Source organism: Chryseobacterium hagamense (assembly GCF_007991455.1).
Lineage (GTDB): Bacteria > Bacteroidota > Bacteroidia > Flavobacteriales > Weeksellaceae > Chryseobacterium > Chryseobacterium hagamense.
Genome location: NZ_BJYJ01000005.1, coordinates 84,268 through 104,461, shown reverse-complemented (window position 1 = coordinate 104,461; position 20,194 = coordinate 84,268). Strand labels below are relative to the sequence as shown.

Sequence of the window (20,194 nt, the reverse complement as noted above, 5' to 3'; positions counted from 1 at the left end):
CCCTGCTTCATTTTCGCACTGCATTATCGATAAATTTTACGAACGGTCCCCTGATCGTTGCCCAATTGTATTTTTCTTCATAAGCATTCCTGGCATTTCGGGCATGTTTCACATACAATGCCGGATCTTCAAGATATTTTAAAATATGCCCGGTAATGGTTTCCGGATCTTCGGGATCCACCAGAAATCCGAATCCGGATACATCCATATGTTTTCTGATGGCTTTCAGGTCGGTGTAGACAACAGGCTTACCTGAAGCGGCATAATAGAATAATTTGATCGGTAAACAGTGATGATTTTCATAATTCATGCTTCTCAGGTCGAAACAAATATCCGCTTCCGCATAGGTTTCCGTAAAAGTTTCAAAAGAGGCCGGTTTGCTGATGCTTATATTTTCAAACCGGTATTTTTCAAGCTGTTCTGCAAAATACCTTTCGTCGCTATCCTTTCTAGTCCCTCCGATCAGCAGAATACGGAGATTCAGGCCCGGCCTCTTTTTCCTTAATCGGTCGGCAGCTGCAAAAAAATGCCCGATTCCCTTTTCTTCGGAAAACTGTCCGGTATAGCACAGGGTAATGGTATCCGGCTGCAGCGTCTTCATATTCTGGTGAATGTAAGCATCATCCGGATAATACGGCAGTACCATCTTTTTTTTAAACGGAAAAAAATAAGCCAGCGGAAACTTTTTCGTATCCTCACCAAAGATAAAATGGGTGCTGATTAACCCCGCGTAAAGCTGGATCATGAAGAACTTCAGGGCATGAAAGATATTGAATGGAAAAGAAAAAGGCTCGATCATTCTCATCGAAGGGTACCACTCGGTGATATCGTACACAATATTGGCTTTTTTCTGTTTTTTAAATTTTCCCGCAGCCATTACCGCCAGCGGTTCCGAACAGATGACCGTATCCGGATTAAAACCTTGAACTGCTTTTTTAAAAACTTTTAATTTCTCCTCCGTGCTCTTTTCAAGTACTGCATAGGATTCGCTTTCAATCCCGTCAGCCATTCCCTGGAATTCTGAGGTAAGGCTGCAGATTTTCACCCGGTGTCCTTCATCTTTCAATGCTTTCGCCTGATGATAAAAAATCCGGTCATCATCATATCGGTGGGCAGTCGTTAAAAAAAGGATCCTGGCCATCAGCGTCTGGAATTTTTATTGAAAGCTTTAAAAATTTCTACAAATATACTTAAACCAAAAAAAGTGGAAATACTCCACTTTTGTATTGATTTTCACCATAACCGGCTTATTTAATGCCTGCTGCCCAGCTTCTTTCGAAAGGCAGTAGAAAATTACCCAGAAATTCCAAATAGGTATTTTTCGAAAAGTCGAAAACCTGAATGTCCTGAGCGATTTCCCCGCTTCTGACCTTCGATTTAAAATCATTAAGCTTCAGGGTTTTTACCTCTCCATTTTCAACAAAGCTGGCTTTCATCCGGTCAAACAGGCCAAGCTGATATTCTTCATCAATTTTCCTCATTACCTTTCCTAATGCATCGATACTGCACCCTGATGCCATTTCTTTTTCCTCATCCACACAGATGATGATGAACTGGTTTTTTTCGATTTTAAAGGAGGAAGAAAGTGGTTTCCCATGTGCTGCCCAGGTCGCCAGAAAGTCGAAAAGCGTTTCGGTAATCTGCTTGGCTTCTTTCGTTTCAAAAGGCCGTGACGCCGGATATATAATGACTCTGTAATCGTTTGCTTCCACGATATTGGATTCTTCAATCTTCATTGCTGATTTGTTTTAAAGTTCAAAATTACACAATTTTCCTGAGTCTGAAGCCATTATATTTCCTGCTGAATACGGATAAACAGATGAACAACAACAGGATAATATATCCGAAGAAAAACCTTAATCCCGCCGAATGGGGGAAAATTAAAAATTTGATATAAATATTGATGAGAACAACCACTGAAAATGCCCTGATCCACCGGTCCTCTGACCAATAGAATATCAGCCCGGTAAGCCCGAATGAAATTAAGGTCACCTTTTTGAAATGGATCACTTTCGTACAGATGATATTCAGGTAATCATGAAGCGTGAAATGCGGCGGAGACCCTGAAATCAGCGGCCGCCTGTAAATGAAAGAATCATAAAAAAGATGCTTCCATCCGGGATAACCTGAAAATTTAATGATGGTTAAATACAGAATCACCAGAATGATTCCCTGTGCCGCCAGGCTAAAATCCAGTTTTCTATCACCGAAATATCCGTATATACCTTTTAACATCAGATAACTTAAGGTAAGGGGCAGATAATCGGGCCTTGTAAAGGTAATTACAAAAAGAACGCTAAACATCATCCATCGGCTCCATTTTTTCAGAAACCCGATCATAAAAACCAGCAGGAACTGCAGAACAAAGAGGTCCGGCGTGGAAACCCTGGACATATACGTTACCGGAGGCAGAAGCATAATTCCGACTGTTAAAAGGATGGCCGGGAAATAATTTTCAGGAAAGATAATTTTCAGAATGAAAAAGGCAAGCAGCCCGGAGATGAAATAAGAAAAAATACTGAGTAAGCTAACTGCATCCGGCGATGAAAGCTCCGATTCATACAGCAGTAAAACAGCGAGATTATACCCGGTTTTGATTTTAAAATAGGGCAGCTGTTCGGTAAAAGCTTTTGTATTAAATGCAAATGCCTGCCGGGCCTTATCCGGAATTTTTAGTGTTCCGGTGATATCCCGGAATTCGTAGGCAGATGCTTTTTTCTTGATGTCCGAATAAGTCAGCTGATGCACCTTATCCGGTGCATCAGGGAATTTTAAAGTATACAGACATCCGATGTAGCCCGGCATGTCCCAATCATACACCCTATTTTGGTAATTCCAGAAACTGAGGTACGCCATAATACCGACGATGAAAATGAAAGACATCTTCCATCCCGTTTTTATGGAAGCATGGATTTGTTTCACTAAGACAAAACTTTTACAGATCTTCCGCTTCTGCCAGAAGCTCAACGATATCTTTTACTGCGACTTCATTATTTTTATTGAAATGTTTTACCCCATCCGTCATCATGGTATTGCAGAACGGGCAGCCCGTAGCAATCACCTTCGGCTCAGTGGCTAATGCTTCTTCAGTTCTTTCGATGTTGATGTCTTTCTTTCCTTTTTCAGGTTCTTTAAACATCTGTGCGCCCCCCGCACCGCAGCAAAGGCCATTGGTTTTACAACGCTTCATCTCCACAAGCTCGGCATCCAGTTTTTCAAGCAACATTCTCGGCGCTTCGTATTCGCCATTGGCGCGCCCCAGGTAGCACGGATCGTGAAAAGTAATCTTCTTTCCTCTAAAAGCCCCGCCTTCAATCTTCAGTCTCCCTTCTTCCATAAGATTTCTGAGAAACTGGGTGTGATGGATTACTTCATAATTTCCTCCAAGGCCCGGATATTCATTTTTCAGGGTGTTGAAACAGTGAGGACAGGCCGTAACGATTTTTTTTACCTCGTACGCGTTCAGTACTTCAATGTTCGTCAGGGCCATCATCTGGAAAACAAATTCGTTTCCGGCACGTTTTGCAGGATCCCCGGTACAGCTTTCTTCCTGTCCCAGAACGGCAAATTCAACCCCGATTTTATTTAATATTTTGCAGAATGCTTTTGTGATTTTCTTAGCACGGTCATCAAAACTTCCCGCGCAGCCTACCCAGAATAAAACTTCCGGTGACTTCCCTTCGGCAGCATATTCTGCCATTGTTTTTATATTGAAATCCATTTGTATCAATTTGAAAATATGAGAATTTGAAAAATTGAAAATCTATGATTAATTTTCATATTTTCAAATTACGTAATTGATTAATTAGTCTTTTGCCCAGTTCAGACGGTCTGCCTGATTATATTGCCACGGAGCAGCATTGTTTTCGATATTCGACATCATCAGGTTGAGTTCCTGTGGCGCCGCCGACTGTTCCATGACCAGAAATCTTCTCATATCGTTGATGATCGACAAAGGGTCCAGCAGTACCGGGCAGGCTTCCGTACATGCATTGCATGTCGTACAGGCCCACAGTTCCTCCTTGGTAATATAGTCATGCAACAGCTTTTTACCGTCATCTTCAAACTTGCCGTTTTTGTCGATATTCTTTCCTACTTCTTCCAGACGGTCCCTGGTTTTCATCAAGATCAGTCTCGGAGAAAGTTTTTTTCCGGTAATATTAGCCGGACAGACGGCTGTACACCGACCGCATTCCGTACAGGAATAAGCATTTAACAGCTGAACCTGATTCAGATCAAAGATATCTTCCGCTCCGAATTTTGACGGTGCTTCCCCCTCTCCTTCCGCCGGAGCCGCATACGGGTCGGCGTTGGGATCCATCATCAATTTAATTTCCTTGGTTACGGATTCGAGATTATTGAATTTCCCTTTTTTCTCAAGGTTGGCATACCATGTACTTGGGAAAGCCAGGATAATATGTAAATGCTTCGAGTAATACAGATAATTCATAAAGAACAGAATCCCTACAAAATGGAACCACCAGGCAGCTCTTTCAATGCCGAACAGGAATCCGCTGTCAAAGCTGAAAGTTTCAAGAAACGGAACAAAGGAAATGTTACTTACCGGAAAAGATCCTACATTTGCAAAATGACCATATCCTCTGCTCTGCAGAATAGAATCTGAGGCATTCATCATAAAGAAAGCCATCATCAGCGCAAATTCAATAATCAGGATCCAGTTGGCGTCCTCTTTCGGCCATCCCAGAAGTTCCTTCATCGTGAGTCTTTTCACTCCATAAAAGTTTCTGCGGATAAAAAACGCTACGACTCCGATAACCACCAATAAAGCTAAAATTTCCAGCGTTGCGGTAAAAAAACCGTATACGCTTTCTCCTATGATAGTGGATAAAAACCGGTGGGTCCCGAAAATTCCGTCTACCACGATTTCTATAAGCTCGATATTGATAATGATAAATCCTACATAGACGAAAAGATGGAGTACGCCTGCAATCGGACGCTTGGTCATTTTGCTCTGGCCCATCGCTACTCTGGCCATGGTTTCCCAGCGTTCACCTTTTCTGTCGCTACGGTTAATCTCCCTCCCTAACCTGATATTTCTGTAAATTTTAAGCAGACTCTTGGCAAACAGCCCGAAACCGGCTACTAGTAAAATAAAAAAAATAATATGAGGAATATATTGCATGGTAATCTATTAGTCTTTACTGTTCTTTCCGAATACGGAGAAGTTAACGTATTTCTTAGGATGTGCTTTAAGGTCTTCAATCAGAGAATTAAGATTGTTGGAAGCTGCATTAAGATTGTTGTACAGCTGATCGTCTTTCATGATCTTCCCTAAACTGCCTTCTCCTCTGTCGATTCCGGAAACCACTTTATTCAGCTGGCCTACGGTTTCATCCAGGTTGGCAATGGTGGCATTCAGCTTTTTGGTATCAATGCTCTCCGCTAAATTCCCGTATTTATCTAAAGTAACCTTACCGCTCTGCATGGTAAGGCTTGCGTCATCCAGCACTTTCTGAAGCTTCGGATCATTATGGCCTACCAGAGAGTTTACGCTGGCTGCCGTGCTTTGTAATGCACCAACGGTTTTGTTAAGATTAACCAGAAGTAATTTGATTTCCTGTCGGTTTTGGGTATCTACCAATTGGTTGGCATTGGTCATCAGTGAATCCACCCGGTGAAGCACTACCTGCAGCTGGTCTTTTACCGGACCTACCTGGGAAGAAAGGCTCCCTAATGTTCCCAGCTTAAAGGCTCCCCTTAAGGTATCCCCGTCTTTTGCTGTCTGTCCGCCGTACATCAGATTGATTCTCATTTCTTTGCCGCCCATCAGGCTGGGTTCAAAAATCTCTAATGTTGAATTTTTTGAGAATTCAAAATTATTATCAACCGTAATTTTAACAAGAAAATCGATTTTTCCTTCTTTGGAGGTATGGGGAATAATTTTGTCTACCTGCCCTACTTTCAAACCATTGATTGAAACAGGCGAAGACTGGGCTAATCCCTCTACATTATCATATTTTGCGTAAAATATATTGTCGGTAGTAAAAAGGCTCCTGCCTTTCATAAATTGAAAAAGCACCACAAAGCCGACGATGGCCAATAGTGCGATCACACCAGCTTTTAATTCTTTACTGAACTTCACTTGCTAAATTTTTTCTAATGAGCAAATATACTACATTTAAATTAATGTTTTTCTGTAATGCTCTGCGTTAAACACAAAAAAAGCGGCAAAAACTTTGCCGCTTTTCATTTATCTGAAAATATTTTTTTATTGTTGCTGAGAACCGGATTTGTTCCAGATTTCGATTCTGTAGTCATCGATCTTCGCATTGTCCTGTAAGCTCTTTAACCAAGCCTGTCCGAACATTCCGCCGTTTCTCTGGGTAACAGATTCGGTAAACTGTTTGAGGTCTCCCGGCTGCTTGTTGGTCGTTTCGTTTTTCTTTACCAAAACGTAAACTCCCGTTCCGCCTTCAACCGGATTGGACACCTGTCCTTTCTTCGCACCGAACGCAGCACCTGCTACTTTCGGCTCCATAGAACCTGCTACCGACGGATTCAACAGGTTAACCTGTGCCGATTGTTTTGTTGTTCCGAACTGTTTTGCCACCTGATCAAGACTTCCCGGTTTACCCAGTTTCTCCGTGATTTTTTTTGCAGCCAGTTTGTTTTTCACCACCACTTCAATCTGGTCTCTTACCGATTCCGGATCTGCGGTTCCTTTTTCCTGCTTGCCGTTTAGGTAAACAACAATTTTATCTCCTGTTCCGTCTACCGTAAATAATTCGGTATCCCCTTTCTCTCTTTTCTTATCGAATGCCCATGAAAGGATATCCGCATCTTTTTCCGTTCCTAATCCCTGGAGCTGACCGTCGAATCTCTTAGCCTGCTTCGGATTCGAGAACTGGTAGTTTGCTTTTTTGGCAATGTTTACAAAATCGTTGAACGACTTCCCCTGAACCTGCTGAACAAAACGGCTTGCCTTTTTATTTACTTCCGCTTCGGTAGCATCAGAAGGCTTCACGGCTTTTACCAGGTTGGCAACTTTATAGGCCATCGCTCCCGGCTTTTTATCTTCGATATTAATGATGTGGTAACCGAACTGGGTTTCAACCACTCCTGTTGCTCCTTTAGGATTTTCTGCCAGATACTTCAGGAATTCCGGTACGAAAGGCGTCTCAGGCGTTGTCCATCCTAAGCTTCCCCCCTGTGCTGCAGAACTCGGGTCATTAGACAGTTTAAGGAATTCCGTGAATTTTGCCGGATTTGCTTTTACTATTGCTCCGATAGAGTCGGCCAGTTTTTTAGCCTGCTCTTTGGATCTTGTTACGCCTTCTCCTGCCGGGCTTCCCTTGAAAGCAATAAGGATATGTCTGGATAAGGTAGAATCTGAAGTCTTTTTATCCAAAAGCTTAGACACCACATAAAAATTCTGCTCTTTGTAAGGACCGAAAGTCTGGCCGATTGCAGCGGTAGGAAGCTGCGCCTGGATTGCCTGTGGCAACTGATTCGGTTTTACATACTGAGGATTGTAAGGCATATCTGAATTCGCCATCACGAACATCGAGTCGTTTTTGGTATTCTGGAAATTTTCAGAACCTCCGCTCGCATCCGTTCCTGCTGAGAACAGTTTATTGATCTCCTTCTGTGCGGCAGCATCATCTGCTGAACTCGGCTGGGAAGGGAAATAAACGATCCCGATGTTGCGGCTTTCGTCAGCCTTGAACATCACCGGATGCTGTTTGATATAATTAGCCAGATCTTCAGTGGTTACTTTAATATTGTTTTTCTGAAGGTAGGTTGCATAGTCGATCTTCACAAAATCGATATCTGCCAGCTGATCTCTTTCTCTCATCAGCTCTTCCGCTTCTTTTTTACCGGTGGTAATCCCTGTGGAAACATTGGCAAAAACCTGTCTTGCCATTAATCTGTATTCCACAGACTTTCTAGTTTTCAGCCACTGGTTATACCCTTCCGGTGAAGCAGCCTTCATCTCTTCGATCTGTTTTTTAAGCTCCTGGGTCTTGAAATTGCCTTTCTCATCGAAAAACTGCTTCTGCTGAGCAAACATCTGATCGTACTGCAGCTGGCTCCAGAAATAGTCTTCGGTCATTTCGAAGCCCATTTTCTCGAATTGCTGCTTGATCAGCTTAGACTGTACCAGCAATTGCCACGCCTGTTCTTCAAGGCCTGCTTTCGGCTGTCCCTGCTGCTCGGCCTGCTGTTGTAGCACGAAAAGTTGATCGTTAAACTCTTCACGGGTAATTTTCTCACCATTCACTTTTCCTAAAACATCAGGATTTTTACCAAAAACCTTATCAATACTGTCGGGGTTTACAAGGAACGCCAAAAGCGCCAGTGCAATTACTCCCATCAAAAGCCAAGGTCTACTCCTAATTTGTCCTAAAATTGCCATTATATATATTATAGTTTTTTATCAGTTTGCGAAAATACACATTTTTAAGAAATTACGGAAACCCAAGTCCTTTATTTTAATTTTTAAAATTTAATTTTTATAAAAAAAGGAAATTATGGCCATATTTTTTAACAAAAAACAAATGGCATAAGTCTTGTGCCTTATAAACCCACGCAATATGTACTCTCTTTTCAAAACATATTGTGAAATTTCACGTTAACGAATTAAAACGATAATGACAATTTGTCATTCGATTTACTATGACAGAATTTGAAGATATTAGTTTAGAAGAAATGATAAGCGACGGATTTGATATTGTAGCCCAGGAAATCACCCTTGATGACCTTGCGGAAACGGAAAAAAATTCCGAGCAAAAGATATTCCCGATCCTTCCTGTAAGAAATATGGTGATGTTTCCAAATGTTGTAATCCCTATTACTGCAGGGCGAAAAACCTCTATTCAGCTTCTGGAAGATGCTCAGAAGAACGGGGATCTGATCGGGATTGTAAGCCAGAAAAATTCTGAACTGGAGCAGCCTACGGAAAAAGATATTTTCCAGGTAGGTACCTTAGCAAAAATCATTAAGATCATTAAGCTTCCGGAAGGAAATATTACCGCGATTACCAAAGGCTTCTACCGGTTTAAGGTGAAAAAAATCGTGGAAACCCAACCTTATTTTAAAGCTGAAATTTCAAAACTCAAAGATGCAAAGCCCAAGAATGAAGAAGAATACGAAGCCCTGCTGGAAAATGTAAAGGATCTGGCTTTAAAGATTATCGAACTTGATCCCAACATTCCGAATGCGGCTAATTTTGCTATCAAAAACATCAACAATAATGATGATCTTCTGAATTTCATCTGCACCAATGCCAATTTCCCTTCTTCCGACAAGCAGAAACTGCTCGAAGAAAAAAACCTGATGGAAAGAGCCAATAAATGCTACGAAATGATGCATGAAGATTTCAGGAAGCTGGAACTGAGAAATCAGATCCATCAGAAAACATCCAAAGATCTTGACAAACAGCAGCGTGAATATTTCCTGAATCAGCAGATCCGTACCATCCAGGAAGAATTGGGCGGCGGACCTGAAGGCGATGTAGACGACCTTATTAAAAAAGGGAAAGACAAAAAATGGAGCAATGAAGTAGAAGAGCATTTCCAGAAGGAAATCAACAGGCTACAGCGCCAGAACCCGAATTCACCGGACTACAATGTCCAGCGGAATTACCTGGACTTCTTTACGGATCTTCCTTGGGAGACCTATACGAAAGACGTTTTCGATATTGCCAAAGCAGAGAAAATTTTAGATAAGGCCCACTTCGGACTGGAAGATATCAAAAAGAGAATTCTGGAGCACATGGCGGTTTTAAAACTTAAAAACAACATGAAGTCCCCTATTCTGCTATTGGTAGGACCTCCGGGAGTCGGTAAAACGTCTTTAGGAAAATCGATTGCCGATGCTTTAGGCAGAAAGTATATAAGGCTTTCCCTGGGCGGGCTTCACGACGAAAGCGAGATCCGTGGCCACAGAAAAACCTATATCGGAGCTATGGCCGGAAGAATCCTTCAGTCTATTAAGAAATCAGGAACCTCAAATCCGGTAATTGTGCTGGATGAGATCGATAAGATCGGTCAGGGTCTGCACGGAGATCCGAGCTCCGCCTTACTGGAAGTCCTGGATCCTGAACAGAACAAATCATTCTACGACAACTTCCTGGAAATGGGCTATGACCTTTCCAAAGTGATGTTTATTGCTACTGCAAACTCTTTATCCACCATTCAGACGCCGCTTCTGGACAGAACGGAAATCATCCAGATCGCCGGCTATACCATGGAGGAAAAAATAGAGATTGCAAAAAGGCATTTAATAAAAAAACAACAGGAAGAAAACGGACTTACTGTAAAATCCTTCAAGCTTGGATACGACGAACTGAAGCATATCATTGAGGCCCATACTTCGGAAAGCGGCGTACGTTCCCTGGAAAAAAGGATTGCCGGGATTGCCCGTTGGGTAGCCCTTCAGACAGCTCTGGTAAAAGACTACGATCCTAAAATTTCCGTTGAAAAGATTGATGAGATTTTAGGGGTACCGAGACCTAAAAGTTTATCTGAAATCACAGGGGTTCCGGGTGTAGTAACCGGACTTGCCTGGACAAGCGTCGGCGGTGATATTTTGTTTATCGAAAGCATCCTGAGCAACGGAAAGGGAAATCTTACCATGACCGGTAACCTGGGAACCGTAATGAAAGAATCGGCAACCATCGCCCTGGAATATATTAAAGCAAAGCATGATGATCTGGGCATTTCCCAAGATGATATCGAAAAGAAAAACATCCACGTCCATGTTCCGGAAGGGGCAACGCCAAAAGACGGGCCTTCTGCAGGAATCGCGATGCTCACTTCCATGGTTTCTTCATATAAAAACAAAAAAGTAAAACCTCATCTTGCGATGACGGGAGAGATTACCCTGAGAGGAAAAGTCCTTCCCGTAGGCGGAATAAAAGAGAAACTGCTGGCTGCAACAAGGGCCGGAATTAAAGATGTTATTCTATGTGAGGCCAACCGGAAAGATGTTGAGGAAATCAAAAAGGACTATCTGAAGAATCTCAATGTTCATTATGTAAGCAGGATGGAAGAAGTTATTGATATTGCCATCGAAAAATAAACTGCAAAACATTTACAGTACAACACGTCTCAGAATTTTGGGACGTGTTTTATTTATATCCCATGTTATATAATTTTAACAACTCAAAATATTTTTTGTGGTACAATCTCTGGCACAGAATTTTCTAATGCCATCAAAAGAATTAAAGTCATTTCATGTAAGCCCTTCAATTCAAAGGGTTTTTACTATTTTTATAAACCTATTAAGATCATGAATGTATTCCGGCTTCCTTTCCTGGTAAAACTTACCCTTGTTATTATATGCATTATCGGCATCGGATACCTTCTGGCATTGGGAGAAAGTATTCTTGCCCCTTTTTTCCTGGCATTTCTGATGGCCATGCTTTTCCTACCGGTTGCCGATTTCCTGGAGAAAAGACTTAAATTCAAAAGAACGTTATCCACCATTGCCTCATTGATGATCATGCTGACCGTTCTGATGGGGCTGATTTATTTCTTCGGATCACAGCTTTCGGATTTCAGCAAAGATATCCCTCATCTGAAAAACCAGTTTAACTCGGTAGCAACAGACCTTCAGCATTGGGTCTCCAAAACTTTCCATGTAAAAATCGACCAACAGCTCACTTATATTGATCAGGGACTGAATAAACTTCTTTCTTCCAGCGGGGTCATTTTAGGATTTACTTTGGGGATCTTTTCCACCGGACTAGGCTTCGTGGTATTTTTCTTACTTTTCTTTATTTTTATTCTGAATTACCGGAGGGTTTTGAATAATTTTATTTTAACGGTATTCAACGAAAAACATAAGTCAAGCGTTCTTGAGATCGTCCGTGAAGTAAGAATCATGACTAAAAAATACATTATCGGACTTTGCCTGCAGATATTGATTGTTTCTACGCTGACGTCTGTGATTCTCACTGTTTTAGGGGTTAAGTATGCTATTCTTTTGGGCGTCCTGTCCGGTCTGTTAAATGTTATCCCTTATCTGGGAATCTGCATCAGCCTTCTGATTTCCTGTTTTATCGCTTTTGCCACAGCTACACCGTCGACGTGTATTTATGTTGCCCTCGGATACATTGGTGTGCATATTATAGACGGAAATATTGTTCTGCCGTTCGTAGTCGGTTCAAAAGTAAAAATCAACGCTTTGTTTTCTTTTATCGGAATCGTACTTGGTGAACACCTTTGGGGCATTGCAGGAATGTTCCTGTGTATTCCCGCTATTGCGATTATTAAAATTATTTTTGAAAGAGTGGAAGGATTGCAGCCATGGGGGAAACTGCTCGGTGAAGAGGAGGTACCGGACCGGAAGAAGAAAAGTTACCGGATATCAAAAAATATTACATTGAAAGAGATGGATTAAAAAATGAATCCTTGAATTACTTTGCTTGTCAATTTTAATGATTGAGAACAGTTTAAAATAAAGAAGCCTTCAATTGAATTGAAGGCTTTACTTTTACAATGCGCAAAGGGGCTGTAATCCGTTCGGGCAAATCTGGTCACAAGGAATGTAAGACTGGCTATCCGGACAGTATCCCACCGGCGCACCCGGATTTCCCGGTCCGCCAGGACCTCCCAGACAAGGATCGCCTGCAGGAATTTTACAAGGACAGCCTTCCGGACCGATGTCACAGATCTGTTGTCCTCCGCCTCCTTTGATTTCTCTTAAATCACCACGGTTCAATTTCTTAAGATTTTTCAACATAATATTTAGTTTTAATTGTTGCAGGACAAATATAAAAAACCAAAATGATACCACAGCCAAATATTTCACACAACAGGGTTTAATCAATATTTGATCGAGAAGCAAATTAATTTCAACCTTCCCTTTTAAACAAACGCACTAAATCCGGTAATCGATCTTCCGACAATCAAGGAATTGATTTCTTTGGTGCCTTCATAGGAATAAATCGCTTCGGCATCGGCAACAAATCTGGCAACATCATATTCCAGCAGGATTCCGTTTCCGCCCATGACTTCCCTCGCTCTGGAAACGACATCACGGGTTCTCATGGTACAGAATACTTTGGCCAGTGAGGCATGCTCATCCTTTAAAATTCCTTCATCCTGCATTTCCGAAAGCCTGAAAACCATCGTCTGCATGGCGGTGAGATTGGAAAGCATCTCCACGAGATGGCCCTGAATCATCTGGAAAGATGCGATGGGCTTCCCAAACTGTTCTCTGGTCCGGGTATAGTTCAGGGCGCTTTCGTAAGCACCTCTGGCGCAACCGGTAGCCATCCAGGCGACTCCGGCCCGGGTCATTTGGAGAACTTTTGCCGTATCCTTAAAGGAATTGGCATTCTGCAGGCGGTTGTCTTCGGTAATAACGCAGTCTTTTAAAGTAATCAGTCCGTTCTGGACGATCCGCAATGCCATTTTTCCTTTTATCTTTTCAACGGAGTATCCCGGATTATCTTTTTCTACGATAAACCCTTTTACTTCGCCATCGTCAAGGTCTCTTGCCCAGATGATAATGACATCCGCAAAGGTCGCATTGCCGATCCATTTCTTCTGTCCGTTCAGGATCCATCCTTCCGGTGTTTTTTTACAGGTAACCGTTAATCCCCCCGCTGCTCCGGATCCTACTTCCGGTTCTGTAAGGCCGAAAGCCCCTATCTTTTCAAACTTCTGCATCTGCGGCAGCCATTTCTGTTTCTGCTCTTCGGAACCGCAGATATAAATGGAACCCATGGACAAGCCGGACTGTACGCCGAAAAAGGTGGCGATGGAGGCATCGATCCTTGCCATTTCCATAGCAATGACCCCTTCCATCAGAAAAGGCATTCCCGGACATCCGTAGCCCTCATACGTTACCCCACAGATGCCCAGTTTCTGGAATTTTGGAATCAGCTCATGGGGAAATTCGTCCCTTAGCCAGTAATGATTTACCAGAGATTTTACTTCCTTTTCCATAAATTCCCTGACCTTCAGCTGCACTTCCCGGTGTTCGGGGCTTAAAGTATGGGATATATCATAAAAATCACCATCAATCGGCGGAAGTTCTTTTTTCTTCCGGTTAGGATCCAGCATTTTCATCATCCCATTAAGCTGCTTATCATCAAGTTTAGAGAAATTTTCCATCAGCTTCGGCAGGTTTACCTTTTGGGAAATCGTGCTTAGCTGGTCAAAGTCTATGGATTTGAATAATTCTATGGCGTTTCTGATTGTAGAAAAAGTATTAGACATAATAACCGTTGTGTTTGATTTTGTAAAAGATAAGCAAAAATCACTCCGAAAACAAGACGTTATGATCAGGATCATTTTACAAATATTTGATTTTCAAAAACTTAAAACAGAATTTCTATTTACAGAATCTTTACTTGGGATTTTCAAGCTTTACAACCGGTTCCATATGAACTTTGGAGTAGGCAAAACATAAAAAATCAGACTTATGAAAACAACGTACATCAGATTATCATTGGCAGGCATCCTTGTATTGGGAATGTATTCATGCAAAAAAGGGGAAACCACGGCAGATTATGATGCGGCTGCATCAAAAGATTCCGCAACAGCAGTTTCGGACAGCGTCTCTTCAGCTGCTACCATGACCGTAAAGGATAAACAGTTTATTAAGACGGCAGAGGTAAACATGGAGGTAAAAGATGTGTATGATGCAACAATTTCTATTGAAAAATCGGTTCAGGAACTGGGAGGCTTTGTTACGCACAGCGATCTGAAAAGCAATGTTGTTTCTGAGAATACCTATAATACTTCGGATGAAGAAGCAGTACTCGTTAAGAAATACCAATCTGAAAATACCATGCAGGTAAGGGTTCCCACAGCAAGACTCGGGGAATTATTAACGCTTGTCAACAATAAAAAACTGTTCCTGAATTCCAGGTCCATCCATGCAGAAGACGTTACGTCAGGAATAAAATATGCCGAAATGGAGGGCAAACGGATTAAAAAAACCGGTGAACATATTGATCAGCTAAAAACCAATAAGGATAAGGTGAATATGAGCGACCGTAATATGACAGAAGACAACCTCCAGCAGATGGCCAATATGGAAGTAACGGATCAGCTGAAATACAGCACGGTTGACATTTACATTAAAGAACCCAAAGTAAGAATCGCCACCATAGCCGTTACCAATACCGAAAGCATCGACGACAAATATACTTTTGATTTCCTTTACAGCCTGAAATCAGCTTTCGTGGAAGGATTCTATTTAATCCAGAAAATTGTTGTCGGGCTGGTTGCCATCTGGCCGTTCATCATAATCGGAGCTGTCATTCTCTATTTCGTAAAAAAAAAGAAGCCCCTAAAAAAACAGCAGCCGACCCAGGAAATATAAGATCCTAACCTTTGGTTATTTATATATTTTAAGTCTTACAATTGAACCTCCGGACTGCCGGAGGTTCATCTTTAGAATTTTCTTTTCAGGATTCCAGGGTTTGTCCGGTGAAGATGCAGGATCAGTTCGCCAAAAAGGGTATTTGCCCAGGCAAACCAGGAAGGATCTTGTAAAATCTTTGGGATTATCGACATCAAAAGATTCATGAATGAAACCTGTTCCTGCATGAGTGGATTTCAGCATTTTTAAACAGGAGACAATTTCTTCCCCGTCATCCGTAGTTAAAGCCTGCATGATCAGACCAAGCGGCCAGATTTTATGCTCCCCGATATGCGGACCGCCGATTCCCCTGGCCCATTTCCCTTCACTGTACCACGGATTGGATTTGCTTAAAGAAAATGTTCTTGTATTCTTATAAATGGCATCTTCTTTCGACCGGTAGCCCAAATAAGGAATGGATAATAAGTTCGGGACGTTGGCATCATCCATGAACAATCCGTTTCCGAAACCGTCGATTTCCAGTGCATAAATTTTGCCGGCTTCCGGATGATTGAAAACAGCATATTTCTGAATGGCATCATCCACTTCCTGCGCCATTTTCCTGAATTGAGCAGCCGTATTTTCATCGTGAATAACTTTAGAAAAAATTTCTGCCGTCTCGCCTAAAGAAACCACCGCAAACATATTGGAAGAAATTAAAAACGGATAAAAGGTCGCATCGTCCGAGGGCCTGAACATGGAATGGATCAATCCTATCTTCTTCGTCGGATTACCGTATCCGCCTGCAAACTGCGTATCCAGCGGATTGCCTCCGGAGCGCTGGAATTTATACGGACCTTTTGATTCTATCCTTTGTTGTTCCCTGAAGGTCTGCAGAATCAGAAGCATGGCTTTTTTCCAGTCAGCATCAAAAACCGAAGCATCTTCCGTAATTTTCCAGTAATTGTAGGATAAGCGCATGACGTAGCACAGAGAATCCACCTCCCATTTCCGTTCATGAAGCCCCGGTTTCATCTCCGTAAAATCGTCTTTCCATTCGCTGACTTTGGAAGCATCCTTATAGAACGCATTAGCGTAGGGATCCAGCAGAACACATTCCACCTGTTTATTAATGACGCCTTTCAGCATTTTTTTCAGCTTTCCGTCTTCATTCGCCAGCCCGAGGTACGGATATACCTGTGCGGAAGAATCGCGAAGCCACATCGCATCAATATCCCCGGTAATGACGTAGGTAAAGGGTTTTCCGTTTTTCTCATAAAAGTTCACCGTTGTATCAAGCGTATTCGGAAAACAGTTTTCAAACATCCAGGCCAGCTCTTCATCGGCGATGGATTTCTTAACGGTTTTAATCATCTTTTCGACAGCTTCCGAAGTAAATTTCCGTTCGCCTGCTGCCGGCCTTTTAGAAATATAATTATCCATCCATAAAAATTTTACCGGAACAGGCAAAGCTGCAAAGCCTAATCCTAAGGATGATTTTTTAATAAATTCGCGTCTGTTTAATGGAGCCATCAATGAAAAATTTAATTTAAAAATAACAATTCTTCTTCATATCTGATGATATTCTTTTAAAAGCCAGGCATTCAATAATTTTTTTAAAAATCTTCACAGCGGCAGTAATGTGGGTCTTAAGTTTACCGATACCCGTAGCTTGCCAATGGAATCGAAGCGATGACGGATCGTTTTGATTAGCCTTACTTTCAGAAGCTGATTTTTAATCATCCATTAACATCATTGGAGTAAAATTCCGTAAATTTGCCAATCAATAATTCTGCGAGAGAATCCGGCTTTTAACAATCCTGGCTCTAAAGCATTAACACCCTAATTTCTAAAGATATGCTATCGAAAATAAACCCTACACACACGAACAGCTGGAAGGCGCTTGACGAACAGTTTGCCAGCAACGACTTTGACCTGAGAAGCCTTTTTGAATATAATCCGAACCGTTTTAACGAATTTTCAATCAAAAGAACCAATTTTCTGTTTGATTATTCTAAAAATCTGATGGATTCCAAAACCAAGAACCTTCTGCTGAACCTGGCGGAAGAATGCCGGCTAAAAGAAGCGGTTTCTAAAATGTTTTCGGGTGACAAGATTAATGAAACCGAAGGGAGAGCTGTGCTGCATACGGCCTTAAGGGATTTTTCAGATAAAGAAATCCTGGTAGACGGGGAAAATATCAAGCCTCAGATCAAAAGGGTTCTGGATCACATGAAATCTTTTTCCGAAAGCATTATTTCAGGAACCCACAAAGGGTTCAGCGGAAAAGAAATTACGGATGTGGTAAACATCGGGATCGGTGGTTCAGACTTAGGGCCGGTGATGGTGGTTTCTGCACTGAAGCATTTTAAGACCCGGTTAAACGTTCATTTCGTTTCGAATGTAGACGGAAATCACATGGCCGAAACGGTAAAGAATTTAAATCCTGAGACTACTTTATTCATCATTGCTTCTAAAACCTTTACTACCCAGGAGACGATGACCAATGCACTTTCGGCAAGGGAATGGTTCCTGAAAGCAGGAAAGCAGGAAGATGTCGCCAAACATTTTGTCGCTTTGTCTACAAATGTTCAGGCTGTGAAAGATTTCGGAATTGCAGAAGAAAACATCTTCGAATTCTGGGATTGGGTCGGCGGAAGATACTCTTTGTGGAGCGCTATTGGATTAAGCATTGTCCTTGCCGTAGGTTACGAAAATTTCGAGCAGTTGCTGAAAGGTGCTTACGATACCGACCAGCATTTCCAGACAGCAGATTTTTCAGAAAACATCCCTGTCCTGATGGGGCTGATCGGGATCTGGTACCGTAATTTCTATGCGGCCACCACGCATGCCATCCTTCCCTATTCCCAATATCTCGACCGTTTCCCCGCCTATTTCCAGCAGGGCGATATGGAAAGCAACGGTAAATGCGTAGACCGAAACGGTGAATTCGTAGATTATGAAACCGGACCGATTATCTGGGGAGAACCGGGAACCAACGGACAGCACGCCTTCTATCAGCTGATCCACCAGGGAACCGAGCTGATTCCGGCTGATTTTATTGCTTATGCAAAAAGCCCGAATAAAGTTTCTGACCATCAGGATAAATTGCTGGCCAATTTCTTTGCCCAGACCGAAGCTCTGGCTTTCGGGAAAACAGAAGAAGAAGTGGAAGCAGAACTTAAAGCATCCGGAAAATCCGATGAAGAAGTCGAATTCCTGCTGAATTATAAAGTTTTTCACGGAAATACCCCTACCAATTCATTTTTATTCAATGAATTAACCCCTTTTTCATTAGGCCAGCTCATCGCCTTGTATGAGCATAAGATTTTCGTACAGGGGGTAATCTGGAACATTTTCAGTTTCGACCAGTTCGGAGTGGAATTAGGAAAAGTTTTAGCCAATAAAATCCTGCCGGAACTTGAAAGCAGTGAGACTATTACCTCTCATGATACTTCAACCAACGGACTGATCAATTATTATAAAGCGAATAAATAAGTAATGCGGATTTTCTTTAATTTTGATTAAAAATAAAGATATGACACAGATTATCATAACCCTGAATAATAAGGAAGAAGAGATCTTTGTGGAAACTTTTTTAAACAGAATGAAAATCAGTTTTGAAAAGGATGAGGATGATTTCGAATTGACGGAAGAAATGACCGAGGCAATTCAAACGGCCTTGAAACAGGACAGATCTCAATATGTAGATGGAAAGGAACCATTAAAAAGAATCCGGGAAAAATATGGACTTTGATTTCAGGTTCCCACCTTTGGCTGAGAAAAATATCGAAGATGCAACAGATTATTATTTCCATATTTCAATAAAGGTTCTGAAAAGCTTTAATAAACAGTTAGACTTTTCTATTAACAGGATACAATCCTTAATTTTCAGAAAAGATTCAGGCATGTAAGAGCTTTAATGAAGAAAAAAAATGATTTATATCCTCTCTGTTTTCTGCACCCATCAGAATCCGGAGAAATATCCTTAAAATCTAATCAATAAAGTAAATAAAAAGTAAAATGGCAGAAATTCTTGACGGATTAAAAATATCCAAAGAAATAAAACAGGAAATCAAGGCTGAGGTTGAAAAAATCGTTGCCGGAAAAAGAAGAGCCCCGCATTTGGTAGCCATTCTCGTGGGGAACAACGGAGCGAGCAAAGCCTATGTGAATTCCAAAGTAAAAGACTGTGAGGAAGTAGGATTCCAGTCCAGCCTGATTAAATTTCCAAGCACGGTTTCCGAATCCGAATTATTGGAAAAAATCGACGAACTGAACAGGTCGAAAGCGGTGGATGGTTTCATCGTTCAGCTTCCTTTGCCGGATCAGATCGATCAGGAAAAGATCATTAATGCTATTGATCCGCGAAAAGATGTAGACGGATTCCACCCGGAAAACTTCGGAAGAATGGCTCTGGAAATGGATACCTTCTTACCGGCGACACCGTTCGGTATCTTAACATTGCTGGAAAGATATAATATTGAAACAAAAGGAAAAGATTGTGTGATTATCGGGAGAAGTAAAATCGTAGGAAGACCGATGAGCATCCTGATGGGAAGAAAAGACTTCCCTGGAAATTCTACCGTTACCCTGACGCACTCTTATACAAAAGACATTGAAGAATATACGAAGAAAGCGGACATTGTTATCACAGCCTTAGGCGACCCCCATTTCTTAAAGGGAGATATGATCAAGGATGGAGCGGTAATCGTGGACGTGGGCATTACGAGAGTAGATGATGATTCTCCGAAAGGATATTACCTGGCGGGTGACGTAGATTTCGACAGCTGTGCCGAAAAAGCAGGCTGGATCACGCCGGTACCGGGAGGAGTCGGGCCTATGACCAGAGCAATGCTGATGAAAAATACCATCATTGCTTACAAAACTTCGGTCTATAACGACTAATTTT

At 41.8% G+C, this 20,194-nt stretch carries 16 protein-coding genes; 6 read left to right on the top strand and 10 right to left on the bottom strand.

The genetic code is table 11. The annotated features are described in order from the left end of the window. Positions 1-7 precede the first annotated feature (7 nt). The 7 genes from CHA01nite_RS07720 to CHA01nite_RS07690 all read right to left on the bottom strand — a co-directional run bounded on the left by CHA01nite_RS07720 (position 8) and on the right by CHA01nite_RS07690 (position 8,377). On the bottom strand, positions 8-1,141 hold the full coding sequence (locus tag CHA01nite_RS07720; protein ID WP_146940736.1) for a glycosyltransferase: 1,134 nt from the start codon (positions 1,139-1,141) through the stop codon (positions 8-10). Positions 1,142-1,247: 106 nt separating this feature from the next. Next, complete coding sequence (locus tag CHA01nite_RS07715; RefSeq protein ID WP_146940735.1) at positions 1,248-1,736, bottom strand: hypothetical protein; 489 nt, start codon at positions 1,734-1,736, stop codon at positions 1,248-1,250. A gap of 25 nt (positions 1,737-1,761) precedes the next feature. Next, entirely contained in the window at positions 1,762-2,922 is a 1,161-nt protein-coding gene (locus CHA01nite_RS07710) for a hypothetical protein (protein ID WP_170234701.1), read from the bottom strand. 13 nt (positions 2,923-2,935) lie between these two features. Next, positions 2,936-3,721 carry a (Fe-S)-binding protein gene (locus CHA01nite_RS07705; RefSeq protein WP_146940733.1) on the bottom strand — a complete coding sequence of 262 codons (786 nt, stop codon included), beginning with the start codon at positions 3,719-3,721 and terminating at the stop codon, positions 2,936-2,938. A gap of 84 nt (positions 3,722-3,805) precedes the next feature. Continuing rightward, entirely contained in the window at positions 3,806-5,143 is a 1,338-nt protein-coding gene (locus CHA01nite_RS07700) for a 4Fe-4S dicluster domain-containing protein (protein WP_146940732.1), read from the bottom strand. A gap of 9 nt (positions 5,144-5,152) precedes the next feature. After that, positions 5,153-6,103, bottom strand: a complete 951-nt coding sequence (locus tag CHA01nite_RS07695; protein WP_146940731.1) for an MlaD family protein — start codon at positions 6,101-6,103, stop codon at positions 5,153-5,155. Positions 6,104-6,229: 126 nt separating this feature from the next. After that, positions 6,230-8,377, bottom strand: a complete 2,148-nt coding sequence (locus CHA01nite_RS07690; protein ID WP_146940730.1) for a peptidylprolyl isomerase — start codon at positions 8,375-8,377, stop codon at positions 6,230-6,232. 260 nt (positions 8,378-8,637) lie between these two features. On the opposite strand from CHA01nite_RS07690, the gene lon reads away from it, so the two are divergent. Next, complete coding sequence (gene lon, locus CHA01nite_RS07685; RefSeq protein WP_146940729.1) at positions 8,638-11,043, top strand: endopeptidase La; 2,406 nt, start codon at positions 8,638-8,640, stop codon at positions 11,041-11,043. Between the two features lie 210 nt (positions 11,044-11,253). Beyond that, positions 11,254-12,366 carry an AI-2E family transporter gene (locus CHA01nite_RS07680; protein ID WP_146940728.1) on the top strand — a complete coding sequence of 371 codons (1,113 nt, stop codon included), beginning with the start codon at positions 11,254-11,256 and terminating at the stop codon, positions 12,364-12,366. A 93-nt stretch (positions 12,367-12,459) separates the two neighbouring features. Here CHA01nite_RS07680 and CHA01nite_RS07675 read toward each other — a convergent pair whose 3' ends face one another. Then, on the bottom strand, positions 12,460-12,708 hold the full coding sequence (locus tag CHA01nite_RS07675) for a bacteriocin-like protein (protein ID WP_146940727.1): 249 nt from the start codon (positions 12,706-12,708) through the stop codon (positions 12,460-12,462). A gap of 125 nt (positions 12,709-12,833) precedes the next feature. Next, the gene (locus tag CHA01nite_RS07670; RefSeq protein ID WP_146940726.1) at positions 12,834-14,192 is read right to left on the bottom strand and encodes an acyl-CoA dehydrogenase family protein; all 1,359 of its coding nucleotides are present in this window, start codon (positions 14,190-14,192) and stop codon (positions 12,834-12,836) included. 205 nt (positions 14,193-14,397) lie between these two features. Between CHA01nite_RS07670 and CHA01nite_RS07665 the strand changes: the two genes are divergently transcribed. Then, the gene (locus tag CHA01nite_RS07665; RefSeq protein WP_146940725.1) at positions 14,398-15,303 is read left to right on the top strand and encodes a DUF4349 domain-containing protein; all 906 of its coding nucleotides are present in this window, start codon (positions 14,398-14,400) and stop codon (positions 15,301-15,303) included. 15 nt (positions 15,304-15,318) lie between these two features. Here CHA01nite_RS07665 and CHA01nite_RS07660 read toward each other — a convergent pair whose 3' ends face one another. Then, a complete protein-coding gene (locus CHA01nite_RS07660) occupies positions 15,319-16,815 on the bottom strand; it encodes a glycoside hydrolase family 125 protein (RefSeq protein WP_228458366.1) in 1,497 nt (498 codons plus the stop codon). Between the two features lie 324 nt (positions 16,816-17,139). Here CHA01nite_RS07660 and pgi point away from each other — a divergent pair, with 324 nt between their 5' ends. From pgi to CHA01nite_RS07645, 3 genes are all read left to right on the top strand, one after another. Continuing rightward, positions 17,140-18,780: a glucose-6-phosphate isomerase gene (gene pgi / locus CHA01nite_RS07655; protein ID WP_146940724.1), complete on the top strand. Its 1,641-nt coding sequence runs from the start codon at positions 17,140-17,142 to the stop codon at positions 18,778-18,780. A 40-nt stretch (positions 18,781-18,820) separates the two neighbouring features. Continuing rightward, positions 18,821-19,039, top strand: a complete 219-nt coding sequence (locus tag CHA01nite_RS07650; protein WP_146940723.1) for a hypothetical protein — start codon at positions 18,821-18,823, stop codon at positions 19,037-19,039. A gap of 266 nt (positions 19,040-19,305) precedes the next feature. Continuing rightward, positions 19,306-20,190, top strand: coding sequence for a bifunctional 5,10-methylenetetrahydrofolate dehydrogenase/5,10-methenyltetrahydrofolate cyclohydrolase (locus tag CHA01nite_RS07645; RefSeq protein ID WP_146940722.1), 885 nt, complete (start codon positions 19,306-19,308; stop codon positions 20,188-20,190). Positions 20,191-20,194: the final 4 nt, after the last annotated feature.